This is a genomic window from Nostoc sp. (assembly GCF_036917555.1).
Lineage (GTDB): Bacteria > Cyanobacteriota > Cyanobacteriia > Cyanobacteriales > Nostocaceae > Nostoc.
Genome location: NZ_JBALDD010000032.1, coordinates 13,719 through 35,048, shown reverse-complemented (window position 1 = coordinate 35,048; position 21,330 = coordinate 13,719). Strand labels below are relative to the sequence as shown.

General features: G+C 40.5%; 19 protein-coding genes. 7 read left to right on the top strand and 12 right to left on the bottom strand.

The window, feature by feature from the left end:
• Positions 1 to 506: 506 nt before the first annotated feature.
• From V7K60_RS13925 to V7K60_RS13915, 3 genes are all read right to left on the bottom strand, one after another.
• The gene (locus V7K60_RS13925; RefSeq protein ID WP_334926353.1) at positions 507 to 1,067 is read right to left on the bottom strand and encodes a Uma2 family endonuclease; all 561 of its coding nucleotides are present in this window, start codon (positions 1,065 to 1,067) and stop codon (positions 507 to 509) included.
• 135 nt (positions 1,068 to 1,202) lie between these two features.
• A complete protein-coding gene (locus tag V7K60_RS13920) occupies positions 1,203 to 4,634 on the bottom strand; it encodes a helicase-related protein (RefSeq protein ID WP_334926351.1) in 3,432 nt (1,143 codons plus the stop codon).
• A 233-nt stretch (positions 4,635 to 4,867) separates the two neighbouring features.
• On the bottom strand, positions 4,868 to 6,052 hold the full coding sequence (locus V7K60_RS13915; protein ID WP_334926349.1) for an NAD(P)H-quinone oxidoreductase subunit H: 1,185 nt from the start codon (positions 6,050 to 6,052) through the stop codon (positions 4,868 to 4,870).
• Between the two features lie 782 nt (positions 6,053 to 6,834).
• On the opposite strand from V7K60_RS13915, the gene V7K60_RS13910 reads away from it, so the two are divergent.
• Both V7K60_RS13910 and rsmH read left to right on the top strand, forming a co-directional pair.
• Positions 6,835 to 9,141: a putative bifunctional diguanylate cyclase/phosphodiesterase gene (locus V7K60_RS13910; protein WP_334926348.1), complete on the top strand. Its 2,307-nt coding sequence runs from the start codon at positions 6,835 to 6,837 to the stop codon at positions 9,139 to 9,141.
• 217 nt (positions 9,142 to 9,358) lie between these two features.
• Positions 9,359 to 10,243 carry a 16S rRNA (cytosine(1402)-N(4))-methyltransferase RsmH gene (rsmH, locus tag V7K60_RS13905; protein ID WP_334926347.1) on the top strand — a complete coding sequence of 295 codons (885 nt, stop codon included), beginning with the start codon at positions 9,359 to 9,361 and terminating at the stop codon, positions 10,241 to 10,243.
• A 28-nt stretch (positions 10,244 to 10,271) separates the two neighbouring features.
• Here rsmH and V7K60_RS13900 read toward each other — a convergent pair whose 3' ends face one another.
• Complete coding sequence (locus V7K60_RS13900) at positions 10,272 to 10,481, bottom strand: DUF6887 family protein (protein WP_334926345.1); 210 nt, start codon at positions 10,479 to 10,481, stop codon at positions 10,272 to 10,274.
• Positions 10,482 to 10,655: 174 nt separating this feature from the next.
• On the opposite strand from V7K60_RS13900, the gene V7K60_RS13895 reads away from it, so the two are divergent.
• A complete protein-coding gene (locus V7K60_RS13895) occupies positions 10,656 to 10,862 on the top strand; it encodes a glycogen debranching protein (RefSeq protein WP_094351122.1) in 207 nt (68 codons plus the stop codon).
• Positions 10,863 to 10,936: 74 nt separating this feature from the next.
• Here the strand turns inward: V7K60_RS13895 and V7K60_RS13890 are convergent, their stop codons facing one another.
• Positions 10,937 to 11,074 carry a hypothetical protein gene (locus tag V7K60_RS13890; protein ID WP_334926343.1) on the bottom strand — a complete coding sequence of 46 codons (138 nt, stop codon included), beginning with the start codon at positions 11,072 to 11,074 and terminating at the stop codon, positions 10,937 to 10,939.
• A gap of 170 nt (positions 11,075 to 11,244) precedes the next feature.
• Here V7K60_RS13890 and V7K60_RS13885 point away from each other — a divergent pair, with 170 nt between their 5' ends.
• The 3 genes from V7K60_RS13885 to V7K60_RS13875 all read left to right on the top strand — a co-directional run bounded on the left by V7K60_RS13885 (position 11,245) and on the right by V7K60_RS13875 (position 13,540).
• Positions 11,245 to 11,802: a methylmalonic aciduria and homocystinuria type D protein gene (locus tag V7K60_RS13885; RefSeq protein ID WP_334926341.1), complete on the top strand. Its 558-nt coding sequence runs from the start codon at positions 11,245 to 11,247 to the stop codon at positions 11,800 to 11,802.
• Positions 11,803 to 11,960: 158 nt separating this feature from the next.
• A complete protein-coding gene (locus tag V7K60_RS13880) occupies positions 11,961 to 12,107 on the top strand; it encodes a hypothetical protein (protein ID WP_334926339.1) in 147 nt (48 codons plus the stop codon).
• Positions 12,108 to 12,421: 314 nt separating this feature from the next.
• Positions 12,422 to 13,540 carry a glycosyltransferase family 4 protein gene (locus V7K60_RS13875; protein WP_334926337.1) on the top strand — a complete coding sequence of 373 codons (1,119 nt, stop codon included), beginning with the start codon at positions 12,422 to 12,424 and terminating at the stop codon, positions 13,538 to 13,540.
• Between the two features lie 206 nt (positions 13,541 to 13,746).
• On the opposite strand, the gene V7K60_RS13870 is transcribed toward V7K60_RS13875, so the two are convergent.
• The 6 genes from V7K60_RS13870 to dnaK form a co-directional block, all read right to left on the bottom strand.
• Positions 13,747 to 14,019, bottom strand: a complete 273-nt coding sequence (locus V7K60_RS13870; RefSeq protein WP_179063775.1) for a DUF3143 domain-containing protein — start codon at positions 14,017 to 14,019, stop codon at positions 13,747 to 13,749.
• 31 nt (positions 14,020 to 14,050) lie between these two features.
• Positions 14,051 to 14,575 carry a J domain-containing protein gene (locus V7K60_RS13865; protein ID WP_334926403.1) on the bottom strand — a complete coding sequence of 175 codons (525 nt, stop codon included), beginning with the start codon at positions 14,573 to 14,575 and terminating at the stop codon, positions 14,051 to 14,053.
• A gap of 484 nt (positions 14,576 to 15,059) precedes the next feature.
• The gene (locus tag V7K60_RS13860; protein ID WP_334926335.1) at positions 15,060 to 15,437 is read right to left on the bottom strand and encodes a hypothetical protein; all 378 of its coding nucleotides are present in this window, start codon (positions 15,435 to 15,437) and stop codon (positions 15,060 to 15,062) included.
• A gap of 27 nt (positions 15,438 to 15,464) precedes the next feature.
• On the bottom strand, positions 15,465 to 15,623 hold the full coding sequence (locus V7K60_RS13855; protein WP_334926334.1) for a hypothetical protein: 159 nt from the start codon (positions 15,621 to 15,623) through the stop codon (positions 15,465 to 15,467).
• Between the two features lie 78 nt (positions 15,624 to 15,701).
• Positions 15,702 to 16,697 carry a J domain-containing protein gene (locus V7K60_RS13850; protein ID WP_334926333.1) on the bottom strand — a complete coding sequence of 332 codons (996 nt, stop codon included), beginning with the start codon at positions 16,695 to 16,697 and terminating at the stop codon, positions 15,702 to 15,704.
• 121 nt (positions 16,698 to 16,818) lie between these two features.
• Positions 16,819 to 18,900 (bottom strand): molecular chaperone DnaK, encoded by a 2,082-nt coding sequence (gene dnaK / locus V7K60_RS13845; protein WP_334926331.1) that lies wholly within the window; start codon positions 18,898 to 18,900, stop codon positions 16,819 to 16,821.
• Positions 18,901 to 19,226: 326 nt separating this feature from the next.
• On the opposite strand from dnaK, the gene V7K60_RS13840 reads away from it, so the two are divergent.
• Positions 19,227 to 20,075: a M28 family peptidase gene (locus tag V7K60_RS13840; protein WP_334926329.1), complete on the top strand. Its 849-nt coding sequence runs from the start codon at positions 19,227 to 19,229 to the stop codon at positions 20,073 to 20,075.
• Positions 20,076 to 20,251: 176 nt separating this feature from the next.
• On the opposite strand, the gene V7K60_RS13835 is transcribed toward V7K60_RS13840, so the two are convergent.
• A complete protein-coding gene (locus V7K60_RS13835) occupies positions 20,252 to 21,166 on the bottom strand; it encodes a bestrophin family protein (RefSeq protein WP_334926327.1) in 915 nt (304 codons plus the stop codon).
• Between the last annotated feature and the right edge of the window lie 164 nt (positions 21,167 to 21,330).

Here is a 21,330-nt window from a genome sequence, read left to right as displayed (position 1 = left end):
TTTTTAATTGTCAGGTATATTTGCTGATTACTTTATCAAAATGCCTAATTGCTTTATAAAAATGCTCGTTTACTTGCTCAAAATACCGAAATGCTTTCTCAAAATGAGCTTTGACTTACTCAAAAGAAGCTTTTGCTTTCTCATTTTGGTGTTTTCCGCAAGCAAAAGCAGCTTTGACTTACTCAAACCCCAGTTTGCTTACTCATTTCGGTGTTTTCCGCAAGCAAAATGAGCTTTGACTTACTCAAACCCCAGTTTGCTTACTCATTTTGGTGTTTTCCGCAAGTAAAACAAGCTTTGACTTACTCAAACCCCAGTTTGCTTTCTAATTTAAGTATTTTCCGAAACATAACAAAGACGCGATAAATTGCCGTCTCTACAATAATTAGCTCTTTGTGGAGATGGCGATTCATCGCGTCTCTTGTTTTAAGCGAAGTATTAGACGTAGGTTGGGTTACGCAAAGCCTCCATCCAACCTACAATTTTTTTGCTAACTGTCATTTTAACTATTTAACTTTTAACCAACTAAATATATCTGCTGGCGTAATTTGCCAATCTGTTAATACATCAAGAACAGTCAATTTATCATTATTATATTTTACTTCAGGCAATTTATTAGGTTGAAATACCATCACTGATTTATCGTTAGAGTCAATAAACCAACCTAATTTTGTACCATGATTAATACAGAAAATAATTTTATCAATCACCCGGTTAGGAAATTGATCAGGTGATAAAATTTCAATTATCCAATCTGGATAAATTTGAAACTTATTGGCAATTTCTCCATCTTCATCAACAATCAGCCGTGACCACTCAAATACAGCAATATCTGGAACTAAAGAACGTCCCCCAAATGTGCAGCGTAATTCAGTTAATGCTAAAGCTTTTTGCTCAGGTTCACTTACCTGATTAATCTCAGTTGATAAACGAGTTTGGATTCTGCTATGTTTTCCCTGTGGCATTGCTTTTTGGTAAATTTTTGCATCAATATATTCACTAGCTGGTTGAGTTTCTGGTAATTGCAGAAACTCTGTTAAAGAAATATTAGATGATAATATAACCATAAAAATTACTCCTAAAATAATTCAATTATATCTTTAAAGCTTTGTAGATAATAAAAATGCGATAAATCGCCGTCTCTACAAAGGACTGATTATTGTAGAGACGGCGATTATCGCGTCTATTGCCTTAATTAAAAATTACGAGTTATAAAATAATCCTAAAGAACAAATAATCTGAGGTTCTCGTTTCTCCAGTTCTTCTGTCACAATACACAAACGGTCATCCATCCGTAGTGCCACTACTAACTCAGCCAACTGCTGATTATTAATACCACTTCTCAGTTGACGATTAAGACTATCAATAGCTGACTGTCGCAAAGGATAACGGTAAATCTCATCAATTGCTTTTAAAAGTTCTTCACTAACAAATAGTGTGTCTTTCATTTCTTGAACATAACTTTTCAGTCGTTCATAACTGCGGAACCTTGCACCTGATGGTCGCCCTAATTGACCACCTGCATTTTTCTCTTCTTCAGCAATCAGTTCAGCACCCTTTTGTACTAACTCGTGATGCTGTTTATCTCTCGGTATCGCTGGGGTAGATTCTTCACACGCCGCCACCCGAAGTACTGCTAATTGTGATTGAGTAACGCTATTTCCATTCCGGTCAACATAAATTAAAGAATCATTTCCCTCGGTGGTTTTCATATAAAGCAATATCCCTTCTGGTTGCACAGGTTGCGGAGTATGGGCGCGGGTAGAATAAACCACATTTTGCATTTCTTCAATCGTTTTTTTCAAGCCCGGATTACTATCAGTGGCTTTTTTCCAAATTTGAAACGCTTCTGATGTCAAGTCAACTTCTGTATCTTCTTCGCCATCTAAAATCCCAGATTTCTCGTTGTATAGGTCAAGAATTACTCGTGCATCATCATCTTCAAAAAATGCTTCATCGGTTCCCACAACTTCTGCATTTTCTTGCAGTCGTTTGCGGAGTCGTCCCCGTAAATTAATAATGCGTTCTACTCCCTCAGCTGGTAAAAAAGAATAACAAAGAATTTTATCAGCATTTTGTCCAATGCGGTCTACTCTTCCTGCACGTTGAATTAAACGAATAATCGCCCAAGGTAAATCCCAATTGACGATAATTGCACAGTCTTGCAAATTATGACCTTCACTTAAAACATCGGTGGCGATTAAAATACGCAACTCATCTGATGATGAAATTTGCTCCCGTTTTCCATTACTCACAGGGCTAAATCTTCCCGTCATTACTGTCGGGTCTTTAGATTGACCTGTCACCCCAGCAACATTAGTAATATGACTCGACTGCAAATTGTCTGTAAGATAGCGGACTGTATCAGCAAATTGGGTGAAAATTAGTATTTTATCTTTTGGGTGAGTTTTTGTTAGCAGTTTGATTAAAGCAGCAAGTTTTTCATCTTTTTGAGGATTCCACTGGCCACACTGTTGCAGTACATTAATCAGTGCTTTGGCATCTTCTAATAAATCCCGTTTCAGTTTTTTAATATCAAAAATTGTAGAACGCAACCACTTAAATCGCCGTTGATATCGAGTTGTATATTCTTGATAAATTGATTCTGCCCTTTGACGAAAAACTTTTTCTGTTTTAGATGCTTTCTCATCTTTATTAGAAAAAGGAGTTACTTCTTCCTCTCTCTCTACTTGCAGCGAAGTAGCAGAATCATCTTCTTCTGTTTCTGTATCAAATAATGCTGCTACTACAGAATCGGCATCTTCATCATTATTACTTGTATCTAATAACTCAGCTTCCTGAGTTCCAATCGGAATATCAAGCCCCTGCTCTAAAGCATATAAATAAATGAAGTTCCGTAAAATATGGCGTTCAATTGATTGAATAAAAGCAACACCACTACTTTCTAAACGCTTAAATAAATTAGTGCGAGAAAAACCCATTAACCTCCTACCGCCACGGAATAAGCTATTAATAAAGCGTTGCTCTGTGTCTGTAGGCGGATGTTTTTGTTTAGCAACAACGTAATTTCCTAGCCCATAACGAGGTAAATTAAGTTGATTAATTACTTCTACTACTAACTCAGAGTAAAGGCGAGAATAAAAGTCAGTATTAGAACCTTCTAGAGGAAACTTAAGACTACGAGGTAGACGCTGGGGAAAATAAGAACGTCTCCCATCAGCAAATTCTAAATATTTCCGCCCTGTTTCATCTGTGTGGGCATAATTATCTTTAATAAACGAGCGAGTGCGTCGTACCATGTAACGCTTCATCAATTCTCGCCAGTCATCAGGGTGTTCACTTTTCTCAAAGGCAGCTAAAGAACGCACAAAACACTGATGCTTTCTATTAAACTCTAATTCTCCTACAGAACTACCACCCAGTTCATTAATTAAAGCTTCTGGTCTTAATCCCAAATCTTCGTCTTCTGGTACAAATAGCCGAAGTTGAGCGGAAAGGTCAAGATAACTTTTATTGTAAGGAGTAGCAGATAATAAAATACATTTACTTTCGTTAGCAGCAATATATTCTGTAATTGCTCGATAACGTTTGCCTTCACGGTTCCGTAAATTATGACTTTCATCAATTAACACAACTCGATAACGGCGGAGTTTTGGTAATTTATTTTGTACTTGACTAATTGCCATAACTTCGGCAAGTAACCGATAGTTGTTTACATATTCTTGCCACATTGGCACTAAGTTTTTTGGGCAAATAATCAGTGTTTCTAAAAAACAATCTTCTTGTAATATCTTGGCAAGAGCGGTTCCAACTAACGTTTTGCCCAAACCAACTACATCACCCACTAATACGCCGCCACGCCTTGTTACATGACGTGCTGCTAGCTGTACGGCAGCTTTTTGGAAATCAAATAAGTTGTTAAATTCGCGGGGGATGCGAAATTCGGAAAGTCCGGCGATCGCTTCATGGGATAAGTGGTAAGCTATCTTCAAGTAGATGTAGTACGGTGAAACTAACTCATCTCTTGCCCAACTCTGATCGATAATTTCTGCCAATTCTTGGGAAATATCTACACAACCGTAATCTTGCCAGCGATCGCTAAACCATTTTTGCAGTTTATTACAAGCATCATGGTCTAAAATATCAACATTCAACTCCCCTTGTTTCGCCAGTCCGGGAAGGGTTAAATTACTACTACCCAAGAATCCTACTGTGGGAATGTTAGCGTCATGGCGATGCACAAGATATAACTTGGCGTGGAGAGAATGCCGGAGAAACAGTTTAATAATTACTTTCTCAGTTTTTAGCTGATGACTTAACTGCCGCAACCCCGCTTCATCTTGATTAGTCGGCGCACCGATAGTCAACTGCTGGCGAAATTCTGCCGCCATGCGTTTTTTAAACCGCACAATGCTACTATTGTCAATCCGTCCATCACTACTACTAAGAGAAAATGCCGCATGAACTTCATCACTAGGCAAGCTTTGCATCCCAATTAGCAAACGGCAACAAGCATTTTCACTACCAACATACTGTTCAATTAAATCATCAATCCTTCGCCAACCTCTGAGGTTGAAATAGCCAACGCAAAAATCTGCCCGATAAGAGATTTTGAGGGTTTCTCGTAAAATCGGTAGCAATTGTAAATCAATGTTGTCAAAAATGCGGGGCATTATTTAAAACGCTATAAATATTTTGTACATCTGTTATATGAGTAAAAAATATTTATAGCTAGAGAAGGATTGGTTCTGCGAAGGACTGATTATTGTAGAGACGGCGATTTATCGCGTCTCCTGCTTTAACCCAAGCGTATTGTAATATAGTTAGTAGTTTTACCCAATGCTAAAAAAATAGAGCAGTTGTACTGTAATACAACTGCTCTAAAAAGCGATTAGATAGATATTTTCTACCTATCTACAGACCCCATGATTACGTCAACACTGCCGAGAATAACCACGATATCTGCAACTTTCATGCCGCGCAGTAAATGGGGGACAATCTGGAGATTGTTGAAATCTGCTGCACGAATCTTCCAACGTGCAGGGAAGACATTATCATCGCCAACCAAATAAATTCCCAATTCACCTTTGCCACTTTCTACACGAGCGTAGATTTCACCCTTAGGCATCTTGAAAGTGGGAGAAACTTTTTTACCAATGAATTGGTAGTCAAATGCATCCCACTCAGATTTTTTACCTGCGGCTAAACGCTTGGCTTCCAGATTTTCGTAAGGGCCGCCAGGAAGTCCTTTAATTGCCTGGCGAATAATTTTTACAGATTCGCGCATTTCCCGCATCCGTACAACGTAACGGGCAAAGCAATCACCGGCGGTTTCCCACTGTACGTCCCAGTCAAAATCGTCGTAGCATTCGTAATGGTCAACTTTCCGCAAATCCCATTGCACGCCAGATGCACGTAACATTGGGCCAGAAAGTCCCCAGTTAATTGCTTCTTCACGGGTGATAGTCCCAAGACCCTCAACACGTCGCCGGAAGATGGGGTTATCTGTTACTAAGCGTTCGTACTCATCAACTTTAGGCAATAGGTAGTCGCAGAATTCCAGACACTTATCTACCCAACCGTAAGGTAAATCGGCTGCTACTCCACCAACGCGGAAGTAGTTGTTATTCACCATCCGATAACCTGTAGCAGCTTCCCACAAATCATAAATCATCTCCCGTTCGCGGAACTGGTAGAAAAAGGGAGTTTGTGCGCCTACGTCAGCAAGGAACGGGCCAAACCACAGCAAGTGGTTAGCGATGCGGTTCAACTCCAGCATAATCACGCGGATGTAGCTAGCACGTTTGGGGACAGCGACACCTGCAAGTTTTTCTGGGGCGTTGACAGTGACGGCTTCGTTGAACATTCCCGCAGCGTAGTCCCAGCGACTAACGTAAGGGACGTACATTACATTAGTGCGGTTCTCAGCAATTTTTTCCATTCCCCGGTGCAAATAGCCGATAACTGGTTCACAGTCAACGACATCCTCGCCATCCAAAGTCATGATTAGCCGCAGAACCCCGTGCATCGAGGGGTGGTGTGGCCCCATGTTTAGCACCATAGGTTCAGTGCGGGTTTCTAGTCTGGTCATAGATTTCGTGTTCTCCCGTTGTGTTCGCGTAGCGTGCTGAAGGCAAATTTTGAATTGAACCGCTCAGATGCCAACCAAAATGTTTCATTTTGTTGCACTTCTTCAACTATTATATGGAAGCTTGATATGCACTTAATTGAGGTATCAGATTTTTTTCATCTCATTGTGCTGCGACAGGGGGACAGGTCGAATAATTTAATCATTAATGACTAATGCTATTGAGTTCTGAGCTTTTACGTAAGGTAGAGAGATATTCTGTCGGTTATATTACAGCTTTATAGCGCTTTTCGTTTGCGTGAGGTACACCGTAGGGGCACGGCACTGCCGTGCCCCTACACCCGACGATATAATGTTGTACCACATCTGAATGGGAACCGCTTTATTAGGCTTATACATATCTCAACAGCATTTTAAAAAATCATAATTCATAATTTACAATTCATAAATTCTGTACTGAAAAGGGAATTTCAACCCAAACAAAAACTTTAAAAATCTTGGTACTTGTATCGGGTAAAAACAATTTTTAACTATGAACTATGAATTAATAATTCTAAATTAGTTTGATACTCTAATTCATCACTTAGAAGCTCTTGCTAATAAATAAACGTTAAATAATTGGACAATAATCCATGTTTAATTTGATAAATTATTTGACGTGGCTATAATTTAGAGCAAGTAATATCTCAGATAAGCGTTTAATATCTCTGATTTTATTGATAGCGATCGCGCAACCTTCTCGCCTACAATTCTGCTACAATCCAACGACAAAAAACTATAGCAGTATGGCTAGATCAAATAACGGTGAGTCGCATCTTTATAGAACATTTTTTAGGTGGCAACAACGTATCCCATCCCCTGTGCGCTATGTGCTAGTCGTAGCAATCTATCTTATTATCTGGACGATACTGGACAAAGTAGCAACGAAGTTTGAAACAGCGCCCGAAATTCAAATCTGGTATCCGCCGTCAGCTCTCGATTTCGTACTCTTATTGGTGTTCGGTCTGCGCTACACTCCAGCACTGTTGTTGAACACGCTGGTACATGAATATGTGGTCACTCAGCGCGGCCTCAACTTTATCACACTGGAATTGTTTAACTTAATCACAACGGCAGGCTACGCTGGAGCCTGCGCCTTGCTGTTGTTTAAGGTACGGATTAACCCGCGCTTGCATCAGTTACGTGACGTGGTTTGGTTTAACATCATCGCCATCTTTTTTGCCCCACTCATCGTTGCCTGCCTGCAAGTTATAAACTTTGCCTATAGTGGGATCATCCCTTGGTCGAATTGGGTCACATACACCCTACATTACTGGGCTGGAGATGCAACTGGTATTGCGATGTTAGCCCCAGTTTTGCTAATTTTGTTACGTAAGCTCCCGTGGGTTTGGTTACACAAAGAGCAAGAACCGCCTGCAACTCAGGGCGAACTACGCTGGCCCACACGCCAAGAAATACCAGAATTGCTGATTGAGGGTATCGCGCTCGGCATAGGAATTTGGATTGGGTATGGCACGCCTAAAGGCAGTAATCTGGACTACACCTATTTTGTTTTTTTACCGTTAATCTGGAGCGCTTTACGCCACGGTTTTGAGAGGGTAGCAGCGACGGTTTCGACGATTAATATCGGCGTTGCACTTTTGGTGAGAATTAAGTTTGGTCAATCTAATCTTTTGGCATTGCAATTCGGCTTAATGGCAATGTCGCAAACTGGTTTGCTTTTAGGTGCTGTCACCACCCAACGCCTACATACCCAGAAAGCTTTACGAGATTCTAACAAGCAATTGACATACAATGCTTTTCACGATCCATTGACAGGTCTATTTAACCGCTCTTTGTTCATGAAACACTTAGAGTATGCAGTAGAGCACCGCAAAAAATACGAAAATTTTCAGTTTGCTGTAGTTTTTATTGACTTGGATGGCTTCAAAGTGATCAATGATAGCCTTGGACATCTATTTGGAGATCAGTTGTTAATTAACATTGTTAGCAAACTTAAAGCTTGCTTGCGACCTACAGATACAATTGCACGTTTGGGGGGAGACGAGTTCATAATCCTGCTTGAGGATCTTTCGGATGTCAACGATGCAATACTTGTTGCTGAACAAATACAGGCAGAACTGATATTGCCCTTCATGCTTAATAGACAAGAAGTGTTTATTTCGGCAAGTATCGGCATTGCTATGAGTGCATCGAGTAACACTAGCACAGAAGACCTCTTGCGTGATGCTGACATTGCCATGTACAGAGCGAAGAAGTTTGGCAAGGGACGCTATGAAGTATTTGATCCAAGTATGCACCTTCAGGCTGTGGAACGCCTACAAATGGAGACAGATATCCGCCGAGCAATTGAACGTCAGGAGTTTTTGATTTACTACCAACCGCTCGTATCATTAGTAACTGGTAAAATTATTGGTTTCGAGTCCCTAATACGCTGGCAACATCCGCAACATGGCCTGCTTTTCCCAGCTACATTTATTTCAATAGCGGAAGAAACTGGACTGCTGAGATTTATCGACGAGTGGGTAATGCGTGAATCTTGTCACCAGATACAGCAGTGGCAAGAGCAAATACTTACCACTCCCCCCTTATTAATTAGTGTGAATCTTTGCAACAAACATTTCGCTCAACCGAATCTAGTTGAGCAAATTAGCCAAATTCTGCAACAGACGAACTTAGATGCCCCTTGCTTTAAATTGGAGATTACCGAAAACGTGATCGTGGAAAATGCTCTGTATGCAGATACTTTGCTCTTACAACTAAAAGCCTTGGGAATTCAGTTGTGCATTGATGACTTCGGTACGGGCTATTCATCATTAGGTCGTCTACACAATCTTCCAATTGATGAGTTGAAGATTGATCAGTCTTTCATTAAGAACCTCAATAATGACAGAAATTTGGAGATTACTGAAGCGATCGTCACGCTCGGTCTAAAACTTAATGTGAAAGTAACAGCAGAAGGAATAGAAACGTCAGAGCAACTCGCTCAACTTAGACAGATGAAATGTGGGTATGGACAGGGATACTATTTTTCTCACCCATTGCCCACTAATGCGGCAGAGGCGTTAATCTTAGCAAATCCTCAGTGGTAGCTGATTTTTGCTACTATTTCTAAACGATCTAAGTTTTGAATCTCAATGTCTTCTTTTTGAGCATCCATCTTTTATTCGATTTTATTATTGTTGCTTTCTTACTAATTTTCTAACTTTTAGCGTCAACCTGATTTTTTAACTAGGAACACACGAAAGACACAAAGAAAAAAATAGATAATTAAAGTTCATTCATCTGTGGTTTTTTGCCCTAAGTCTCATGAATCGTCAGCTAGCTATCGAAGAACCGATATTTTCCCATCTACCAGTGTTACCGCAGGAAGTAATTGCAGGTCTAGCGGTTTCTCCAGGAGGTCATTATCTTGATGTGACGGTAGGTGGTGGTGGTCACAGTCGCCTAATCTTAGAAGCTGCTGCGGATGTGCGGGTAACGGCGATTGACCAAGATGAGGATGCTTTAGCAGCAGCGAGGAAAGAATTAGCTGAGTTTGGCGATCGCATACAATTTATTCATCGCAATTTTGCTGAGTACGAATTTCCCCTCAACACTTTCGATGGTATTTTAGCCGATTTGGGGGTAAGTTCTTACCATTTAGACCAAGCAGAAAGGGGTTTCAGCTTTCGCCAAGCCGCAAATTTAGATATGCGAATGGATCGAGGGCGATCGCTAACTGCTGCTGATGTGATTAATAATTGGGATGAAGCGGAATTAGCAGATATTTTCTTTAAGTACGGAGAGGAGAGATTATCGCGGCGCATTGCTAGACGCATTGTCGAACGGCGACCGTTGCACACGACTACAGAATTAGCTGATGCGATCGCTTCTTCTGTTCCCCCGAAATACCGTTATGGGAGAATTCACCCTGCTACCCGTGTTTTTCAAGCTCTGCGAATTGTCGTCAACGATGAGTTAAAATCTCTAGAAACCTTTTTAGATAAAGCACCAAATGCCCTTGTCCCTGGTGGTAGAATTGCGATTATCAGTTTCCACAGTTTGGAAGACCGCCCGGTGAAACATGGTTTAAGAAATTCACCTTTGTTAAAGGTATTGACAAAAAAGCCGATTATTGCTCAAGAAGAGGAAATTGCTAAGAATCCGCGATCGCGATCGGCCAAACTGAGGATAGCCCAAAAGTTGCTGTAACTACAATGCAGCGTTAAACTGCTTCATCTCATGGCTCAGAACTGCTGCGAATACGCTCAATGAAATGAGGATAATTTTCTAAATCCTGTTCTGACTCTAACGGTGGCATTTCAATCCAATTACCTTCGAGATGCAGCTTATCTACATAAGCGTAGAAGGCTTCTTGATCTTCCTGATGAGCAAGAACGTAATCATGTAATTCTTTCTGACTCGTTGCATAAAAATTAGGCTTGCTCATCCTATGTATCTCCATTTACCGTTAATGAAGCGGAACTGGGTAATCGTCAATTAGTAATCGGTAGTTAGAATTAGTTCATTATTTGTTACTGATTTTGCTCTAAAACTTTTGACTCTAATAGTACTCTAAAATGACAAATAGATTTGTTCACTACAGTTATTGAGGAAATATTCCATGACTATTTGGGTAAATGAGCAAATTGATCCGTCTGGGATGATTCATGCCTGTATTGCCACTCGTAATGAATCTCAAGCTAAAGATTGTCATGATTCTTTTGAGAATAATTTGACCAAGACGCAAAAGGCAGCAGGTTGGGTAGCGCGATTGCGGACAGTCGATTCTTGGGATGAAGTGCCGGTAAATTCTTTAAAACTCAATTAATTGGGTGCTATAGAAATTAGGCTGCATCGCTGAAGTATCTCTTGGCAGACATAATTACTTTCGTTATTTTCTGCTTACTCCAACCTGCTTTGCTTTTTTGGGATTTTGATCGAATATATTTCATCTGCATAGGCGTAGCCCGCCAGAGGCATCGCTTGTCTACCACAAGCTGAACCTATGCCAATGCCTACAGCGATCGCAGCAAATTCCATGAGAACAGGTTAATAAAGGATAAAATTCGGATTAAATTTCTCAAATTATTATTAACTGCTTCCTAAAAAAGTAACATATTATAGGAAAATGATGATTTTTCTTAACTTTTAAGAGGTATCATCTATACCGTAGATTAAATTAAAAAATTTGTATAAGCCGAATCAATTTAGTGAACTATCCCAAAGTTTACACTTCGGAGCAAGCCTGTCCCATTAATTTAGTTGGCGAAACAGGACAAGCGGTTCAAATTTCAATTCATGCTCCCAGTCAATATATCTGTGCCAACTGCGAACGGATATTACCAGATTGGAAACGGCAGCCATTTTTACGAGTAGTGATTGTATTACAGCAATCGCGTTATCAATTAGTCAAAAAGACAGCAGAAGTAGAGTCAGAGAAAGAACGCTTACGAGAAAAGTTTATGAGATTTGGCTGTGATTTAGCATTTAATCTGCGCGATCGCGGCTATTTAACTGACCTGATTGACCCTCGTACAGGCTATCCCTTACTGTCCCATCCTGGAGCAATTCCTCACGACGATACAGCAGTCGTTAAAGCTTTGCTCAACTATCCAGTGATTAAAAATCAATGCCGTGTGTTAGTTCATCCCAATTGGGGTGCAGCAGTTTATCCTAGTATTTTGATATCAGAAGCTCCCCCAATTGTGATCGAATGGGTTACAAAAGGCATAGCATCTATGCATGGGTGGAAAGAAATTAATTATTAGTTATTGGTCATTGGTCATTGCTTATTAGGTATGTAAAGACGTATATCAGCACTTGTGTCTCCAAAGAAATTTTTCCAAGAAGCTAGGATAGTCGAAGCAATAGTGCGGTTTGTTACTTCTCTCTCATAAGTAGACGCTACGAAGTCAAACCGGGGATAATGGCTTTTGGTTCCTGTTTGGGTGACACTGAGGCTGATCGGCAGATATTTCAAATTGATGATAATTTTACACACTACTGTCAGACTAAACTTTTAGCCTATAGCGAAGAGAATGGTATTTTAGCAGCATCTGCGGGAATTATATAACTATAATTATCGGGAAAAATCCTTTTCCCAACTTTCTGCATATAAGTAGATGGGTGAGGAAATTTATAACTATGTCCGTAGCGAAGGCAGCGTTCGCAAAGCGTGTCTCGTTGGGACTCAGCGAAGTGTTCGCGTAGCGTCTCGTAGAAAAGCAATCACAAGGGTTTCAAGCTTTTTATATCTCTTAGATAGTTAGATTTATTTGTGCTTACCTACCTTAGACACCAAGTTGATTCTGAGCAAAGTGAAATACTTGTTTCATAGTTATGCTCAACCACAATTCCCATAAATACAAATTTTCCCATACGTGATGTATGAAAATATTAATTCAACACCGTCATTACGACAATGAAATTAGTGGAGTTTTAACTTACATTTATTCTATTATTCCTGAGTTGGAAGCTAGATTAATTGAAGTTAAAACTATTTCTACTAGACAAGATAATATTGCCAAATGGTTTAGTTATATTTTTTGGGCAGATATAGTACACATGAATTCAAATGATTTATTTTTTACTTTGTTATGTAAAGCTTTGCAAAAAAAGATAATTATTAAATACCATTATTCCCTTTATCAATCTACTCATACTAGTTATGAGCAGATGAATTTGACGCAACGTTTAAAAGCTGAATTTAAACACACATTACCGAAAGCTAATTATCCATTAAAGTGGAAATTACACACTTTTATCAAATGGGCACGCCTAACCACCCGGCTTTCTACTGCCTTCTTAGCTGATTATCATACAGCTTGTAGTAACTTTTTAGGAGAATCTTCTGCTTTTCCTTGGCCAGTTGATACTTTATATAATCCGATTGAAATCAAGTTGGAAAACCAGCTTAAAACTTTAGAAAATTTATCTCAGCCATATAATTTTATTTTTGTCGGTAGATTAGCTACAGACAAAGGCGTAGATATTTTATTAAAAGCAGCACGGATTTTACAAGATGAAAATAAAGAGTTTAAAATTACTATTATTGGCGATGGCGAACAATCTCAAGAATTAAAACAGATAACTTCTGATTTAGGAATTGCCAACAAAGTTAATTTTTTAGGTAAAATTCCTCAAAAAGAAGTACTTCTAAAAGTCCAAGATGCTTTGGCTTTAATTGCTCCATCTCGTTGGCAAGATCCCGCACCTTACGTAGTGCAAGAAGCCTCTAGCGTTCAAACCTGCTCCATTGTCTCAAAAATGGGAGGATTGTCAGAAGTGGCAGGACCGCACAGCCTATTTTTTGAAAATGAAGATGCAGAAGAATTAGCCAAATGTATGCGATATTGCTTAGATAATCCAGATGAAGCAATTAACCGGGGTTTTCAGTCCAGCCAATACGTTGCGGAAAAGTTTTCAGCTGCGCATGCTGTTGCTCGACTACTGGAAATTTGTAGTCAACTTACTCCTAAAGCATTGGTAGCAAAATCTGATACATAATTTTTGTTATAGGGCAGCAACCCTGTAACGGAATTATTGCAAGCTCTACCAGCTAGAACCCCTACCTTAGGTTTAATCTAATATAGGACTTACACACACTCTACGAGACGCTACGCGTTGGCAGAAGCATATTGCAGATAAGGCGGTTCGATAAATTAAGTTTTTTGGGGATTTCTGCGTAAGTCCCATAATACATTTGCACTTCCTTATGGCCCAGAAAACACAGCTTGTTCTACATCATCCCGACTAAGAGAATACTTAAATGAGCGTTGGATATCTTGTCCATTTTCCCCAGATTGAACATATCGCACTACAATTTGCTCAACATCAAGCCATAATTCAGCTTGCCAACTGGGTCGCTGTACACGCCAGCAATGCCTTTGTGTTTCGTCTTGTTGACAGCCTTGGTCTTTTAGCCATTGCTCAATTTGTGGCAGGGGATGATTATATAGGGGAGTATCAGAGGGAAGAAGAGGCATGGGAATTTTAGATTTTGGATTAGGGAATTGTTTAATTCTTAATTATCAGATGGGTAATTAGTTGCGACAGATAGGTAATCTGCTGTTGTATAGATGCGGCTGATTGCAGCTTATGGGAATGGATCGCAGCCTCACCACGAGTTAAGCCAATGGCAACTGCTAATAACAGACAACCTACAAATGTTAACACCAGCATAAATAAAGCAAAGATTTCGCCAGATGATAAGGGGCGATCGCTCGCATCGAGGTAAGCTGATTTTGACCAGTTATACGAACGCGAGACGGGATGATTCAAATCAGGGGGTGGTTGAATCACTCCAAAGCGGGAATAGCCAATTTTTAAATCGTAGCTTAATCGGCGTTCTGGATGGCTAAGGGTAGCGTAGGCTTCGTTGATTTGCTGAAATTTGGGAGTGGCGATCGCAGTCGGCAAGTCTGTAGTATCAGGATGATAGAGTTTGCTCAGTTGCCGATAAGCGCGACGAATGTCAATTACCGATGCCCAGGGATGCAGTCCTAGCAGGGAGTAATAAGTTGGTTCACTGCTTTGTGGCATTGCCCCGTTTTGATTCACGGCTGTTTGAGTCACCTTGCAATCAAGTTTTTTCTAGTATTGTAAACCTCTGCCCATTCCACAGAGGCAAAAATGGCTGATGAGATTCTGGCATCATGCCCAAGCCTTTTATAGGTAAGGACTTGAATGGTTGTATTTATATACTGTACAATAGTATTTAGAGGGACGAACGTCGGCTTCATGCTGTGTGTCCGAGTAGTAATTCTACTTAGACCTAGCCCCTTTTAGCTTTTCAAGAGTTAATGGGTTGCGATCGCCATAGCACTCTCCATAAGGTTTGTTGCGATTATCGTCCAAGTCCATAATGAGTCTATATTTCTTTGCAAAGGGCAGAAAAAACTGGTCATTGTCGCGTTCATAGCATCACTGTACAGCCCACAGGTAATAGTCGATAACTTGTAAACCAGCAACCTCAGATGGATAAGTAGGCTCAATGATAATCGAACTATTTGAGCTAATTTTCCATTTAAGACTCAAAGTTTTTCTGAGCTTGGTTGATGGCTTGTTCTAGTGCTTTTTCGCGTACTGCCTTACTGCGTCTAGCAATAGCAATATTGATAACATCTGCTTTATGCAACAGATTTTTGAACACCCGTGTTATGAGATCGTCATAAATTGCGTTCTGCTGAAGCTTTGTACCTAAGCTCTTAAAGTTTGCTTTTGCTGATTCTGCCATATCAGCTTTACTCCGAATTACAATTAAAACTTTGATATCGAAAGACTCCATCAGTTCAAAAACCTTTTCACGAATTTCGGGCTGGTCGTCCTTAGCGTGAAAGGTAATCGCAGTCTTTTTCGCTTCAGGTTGCATAGAGGCAATATTTTTGAAGCGAGGATGAGTCATCAAGCTTGCGTGGAGTGCATTCAGTTCCTAGTTAACTTGTTCTGGATCAGAAATTTGAGCAACACCAACCATAAAAAATTTAGATGCTCCGGGTTGACCCACGATGATGCGTCCCTTTTTATCGAAGAATGTAAGATCACCTGCTTCGTCAACAAAGTAGTGACGAAATTTGATTTCTGCTGACATGCACTAGAGATAAGGTAGATTTGACCTATTTTAGGTCAATCACTGATGTGAGTCATGGATTAATACACTACTTCATCCCTAACGGATTAAATCAGCACGGGGTTTAAAAGTTTCAATTTGCCGTAACTTTTCGTAAAGTTCCCGTTCTTCTTGACTAATATTTTTCGGTGTAACTATTTGAATTTCTACTAATTGATCGCCACGTTTACCGTCATCGTTAGGATAACCTTTATTGCCTAATCGAAATTTTTGACCAGACCTAACTCCGGGAGGGGTGGTCATTTTTACAGGCCCATCAAGAGTAGGTGCTTCTACCTGTCCTCCTAAAACTGCCTCGCTGGGAGTAACAGGTACTTGGCAGACGATATTTAAACCTTCTAGCTTAAATAATCGATGAGGCTCAACGGTAATTTTTAAGTATAGATCACCACCACCAACGCCTTGGTTCCGCAAACGGATGGTTTGACCTGTTACCATCCCTGGAGGCATATTAACTTCTAGCGATCGCCCATCTTCCAAACGAATGCGTTCATTACCACCTTGATAAGCTTTTTCTAGTGGAAGCGTTAATCTGGCTTCTATATCTCGACGGGTTGTGCGAGGTGGAGTGTTAACGGTGTAGGCAACTTTTGTTCTGGGGGTACGAAATGGATCGCTAGTATTGCCATTACTGGAGTTATTTGCCGCACTCTTATTTTTAACGCCGATAACTTGATTAATAAAGCTTTCAAAGTCGGAGAATTGGCTGGGATCTACGTCCTGATTCCCGTTGCGATCGCTAGCGCTACTCTGCCAAGTTTTAGCCTTTGGTGTCTGTTTGTTACCTGCAAAGCCTTTTTGCTTCCAGTAGCGGCTAAACTGATCGTACTGCGATCGCTTGGCTGGATCGGAAAGAACTTCATAAGCCTCGCCGATATCCTTAAATTTTTCCTCAGATTCTTTGTTACCCGGATTGAGATCGGGGTGATATTGCCTTGCTAACCGCCGATAAACCTTTTTAATTTCCTCACTAGAGGCATCTTTAGATACTCCTAAAATCTCGTAGTAATCGCGAAAGTTCGGCAAATTTTGCATAGTCAGTTATTTAAATTTTAGATTTTAGATTTTGGATTAATTAAGAGTTAGCACAGAGGAGTTAGGAGTTATGAGTTGAAAGATTTATTTTTAACTCCTAACTTCTAACTCCTAACTTTTCTTACAACCAATCATTGTCTTCTTCATCATCCCAGTTATCTTGGTAGCTGGGGCGGGATTTGCGTGGAGGACGGCTTTCATAGGAGGAAGAACGATTATCGCGGCTATAATCTCTGCCATAGTCTCTGCCGTAATCTCTGCCGTAATCTTTACTGTATGAGTCGCGTTCCCGATATGTATCTCTGGGAGATTCGCGTTCTCGTTCTTTATCACCGCCAGTAAAGATGTCGCGGATAGTACCAAACAAGTCATCGTCTTCATCTTCAGCATAAGTCTGGCGGACTTCCCGATTTAGCTCATAGAGAGCATCTTGCAAGTCGGCGTAGGCTTGATCGATACCGCGATCGCTATTTTCCTGAAGACTTTCTCGTAGTTGTCGGCAAATATTATCAATTCTTTGGCGGCGGCTGCGGGCAAACTGCATACCAAATTCCAGCGCGACTTCTCTCAGTTGTCGTTCTGCTTGGAAAATCAACGCCTCAGAACGAGTCCGCTTTTCTATTCTTTCTTTACGTTCGCGATCGACATCAGCATATTTTTGAGCGTCTTGAATCATCCGATTCACTTCCGACTCGTTTAAGGTGGAAGCGCCTTGAATGGTGATACTCTGCTCTCGCCCAGTGGTTCTATCTAAAGCTGTTACCTGTAAAATACCATTAGCATCAATATCAAATGACACTTGAACTTGAGGAATTCCTCGTGGCGCTGGTGGGATACCATACAGCTTGAACCGTCCTAAAGACTTGTTGTTTGCTGCCATTTCCCGTTCGCCCTGAACTACGTGAATTTCCACAGTATTTTGGTTATTTTCAGACGTAGAAAAAATATCAGAACGACGTACTGGAATCGTCGTGTTGCGAGGAATAAGTTTTTTCATCACGCCGCCGATGGTTTCCAATCCCATAGAAAGGGGAGTAACATCCAAAAGCAGCACATCTTTGAGTTCGCCTGCAAGAATTCCGGCTTGAATTGCGGCACCCACTCCCACGACTTCATCGGGGTTAACGTTCTCGTTGGGTTCTGTACCAATTAAGTCCCGCACTAGCTGCTTTACCATTGGCATTCGTGTAGAACCGCCAACTAACACAACTTCTTCAATGTCTCTAGGTGAAAGTCCGGCATCTTTGAGCGCTCGTTTTACTGGTGTCCGCAATCGCCCCACCAAATCACCACACAAACCTTCAAACTGGGAACGTGTTAAACGAGTTTCGAGATGTTTGGGCCCATCTTCCGTGGCGGTGATGAAGGGTAAATTAATCTCGGTGACACTGACAGCAGAAAGCTCAATTTTGGCTTTTTCCGCCGCTTCCATCAGACGTTGCAAAGCTTGGCGATCGCGTCTTAAGTCTACCTCTTCTGTTTCCAGAAATTGCTCTGCTAACCAATCTACTATTATTTTGTCAAAGTCGTTCCCACCAAGTTGCGTATCGCCACTGGTAGCCTTGACTTCAAATATTCCATCGCCTACTTCTAAAATCGACACGTCAAAAGTGCCACCACCCAAGTCAAATACTAAGATCGTTTCTGTATCACCCCGATCCAATCCATAAGCCAAAGATGCCGCAGTCGGTTCATTGAGAATCCGCAGCACCTCTAAACCAGCAATTCTGCCAGCATCACGGGTTGCCTGCCGCTGAGAATCGTTAAAATAGGCGGGTACTGTAATCACTGCCCCTGTAACTGGTTCACCCAAATAGCGGCTAGCATCGTCTGCCAATTTCTTCAGCACCATTGCCGAAATTTCTTCTGGGGCAAAATCTTTATTCAGACGAGGACAGGCAATTTTAATATTACCTACTTCGTCTTTGCGGATGGTGTAGGGCACACGCTTAGAATCTGCATTAAGTTCACCATACTTCCGCCCAATGAAGCGTTTAACTGCAAAAAAGGTATTTTGGGGATTGAGGACGGTTTGTCGCCGTGCCATTTGCCCAACCGTCCTTTCACCTTCTTTGCTGAAGCCAACTACGGAGGGGGTTGTTCGCATTCCTTCTGCATTGGCAATCACCACCGGCTTGCCACCCTCCATAACGGCGACTACTGAGTTGGTTGTACCCAAGTCGATGCCGACTACCTTGCCCATGCGTTACTCTTCTCCTAAAGTGTCTTATATATTTATTATGATTGGGCGGAACTACCTCTAGCTTTGTGCTACAAGATAAAAACACCTCAATGTATAATACTCAAATCTGATCATTAAGGCAGTAAGCTAAGAAGTGCAGCTAGAGGAGATAGTTGCAAGACTAGAATAGCATTGAGATGGTTGGTGTGCCCAAGCAGCCTCGATTCTTGTTATCCGCCTACTTTTCGTTTACAGTATCCGCAAGTTGGTAAATTCACTTTAATAATGCTTGCTCTACTTTTTTGAGTGCCTGAAAACTCTAATATTATTGCCACTACCTTAAAAATTTGAATTTAACAGAGCGATTACAGATTTCCCTGAGTGAGATAGCGCGAGAACGCGATCCTTACATGGCAACGGCTGGGCATTTTTTTGTCCAAGAATACATCCGCCAGGAATTTTCACAATGGGGGAGTGTGGAAATCCACACCTTTGAAGTTAGAGCCAAAGTCTGTAATAACTTGATATTAAATTTACCATCCCAAGCTAGAGGGCAAAAAAAGCATTTGCCACCGATTTTAATTGGCGCTCATTATGATGGAGTTCCAGGAACAGTTGCGGCTGATGATAATGCTACAGGTGTGGCGGTGTTGCTGGAATTGGCGAGAAAGTTTGCTGCCGAACCTGTCAGATATCCCTTAAGACTGGTTGCTTTCGATATGGAAGAATACGGCTTATTGGGTAGTGCTGACTATGCAGCCCTGTTGCATCAACAAAAGCAACAGCTACGCTTAATGATCTCCTTAGAAATGCTGGGCTATAAGGATTCTACACCTGGTTCCCAAAGTTATCCCCCTCCTCTGGAACGCTTCTACCCAGATACAGGTGATTTTATTGCTTTAATTGGCAACTTGCGGACATTGCCTGATTTAATTGGGATGAGCCGTAATATTCGCAAAGCTGGCGTATCTAGTCAATGGCTACCCGTGCCGAATCGAGGTTTAATAGTTCCTCAAACCAGACTTAGCGATCATGCACCATTCTGGGATTTAGGTTATCCGGCAATGATGGTGACAGATACGGCATTCTTGCGAAATCCACATTATCACAAAGCTAGTGATGCGATCGCTACTTTGGATTTAGATTTTCTTACTCGTGTATGTGAAGGTTTAGAGATGGCGATTCGGCGGTTGTGAAAAGATATTAGGAGAGGTTTATAGTTCGCCAAACCATACTTAGCGATCGCACCTCTTTTTTAAATGTGGTTTATCTGCCATTATAGGTACAGATACAGTATTTTTGCAGAATTTATAATTATGTACAAACCGAGTGTATCGCCACTGAGATGATGTCTGATGATTCTCAGTTTTTTTCAATTGGTTATACTATTTTGCTGATGCGATCGCGTATTGGGAGTCAAAGTAATTAAATCGTCAATATTACGCTTCATTGTCTCGCAAATTGCATCTAATGGTAAATCATTAGCGTCATAACCAAAGGGGTTTTCTATTTCTAAGCCAATGGCTTCAATGCCAAACACAGTAAACCCAACCAAAGCAGAAATTAAACCTGTCCACCAACCGAGATTCTCTACTATTTGAAATGGTAGTAGAAAGCAATATAGTATTAGCAATTGCTTCAAATGAATAGCATAAGCAAGCGGCATAGGAGTTTTTAAAATTCGTTCGCAAGCACCTAAATTATCTACAAGATTATTCAATAATTCTTGCATAGATGTTAGTTGGTAGCTATTAAGGCAATTACGATTATACTGTTCCTGTAAATAATCTCCTATCCAAAAGGCAACCTCTATAGGAGGATTATTCATAATCTTCAGTTTTATGTACTTAGTAGATGGCATTAAGTCTTCTAACTCGCTATTGACAGCTTCTCCTCGCAAATGTAATTTAGTTGTTACAGCAAAAGCTGCCAATAAGTTTAATGCCGTAATTTTATTGTCTTTATCTTCTGGTGAAATTTCATCAACTGCTACCCAAATTTGTCTCGCTAGATTTCGGACGTTATTTACTATAGAACCCCAGCATTTTCTCCCTTCCCAAAATCGCTCATAAGCAGTATTTGTACGAAAGACAAGTAACAAACCTAAAACAATACTAGGAATAACACTTCCTAAACTAGGATGGGATACAGGTTTGTCAAAATGGTAAAGCAGAGAAATCAAAAATCCGAAAGCTCCACACCATAAAATATGTTTAAAAATTGCGTTCATTACTGAACCTTTAAGCTGTAATGCTGTATGCACCCATTTGATTTTTCCAGCTATCATGTAGTCACCCTAATAAAATATTTATTGAACCGATAAATTCAGCATTTGTTAGCTTAAAAATAATCATTATAAAAATAGTATATTTAGTAAATAGATACTTCAAAAACTATTCTTGCTAATAACATAATAAACTGGCGACTATATATTGTATTCTAGTTTCTATT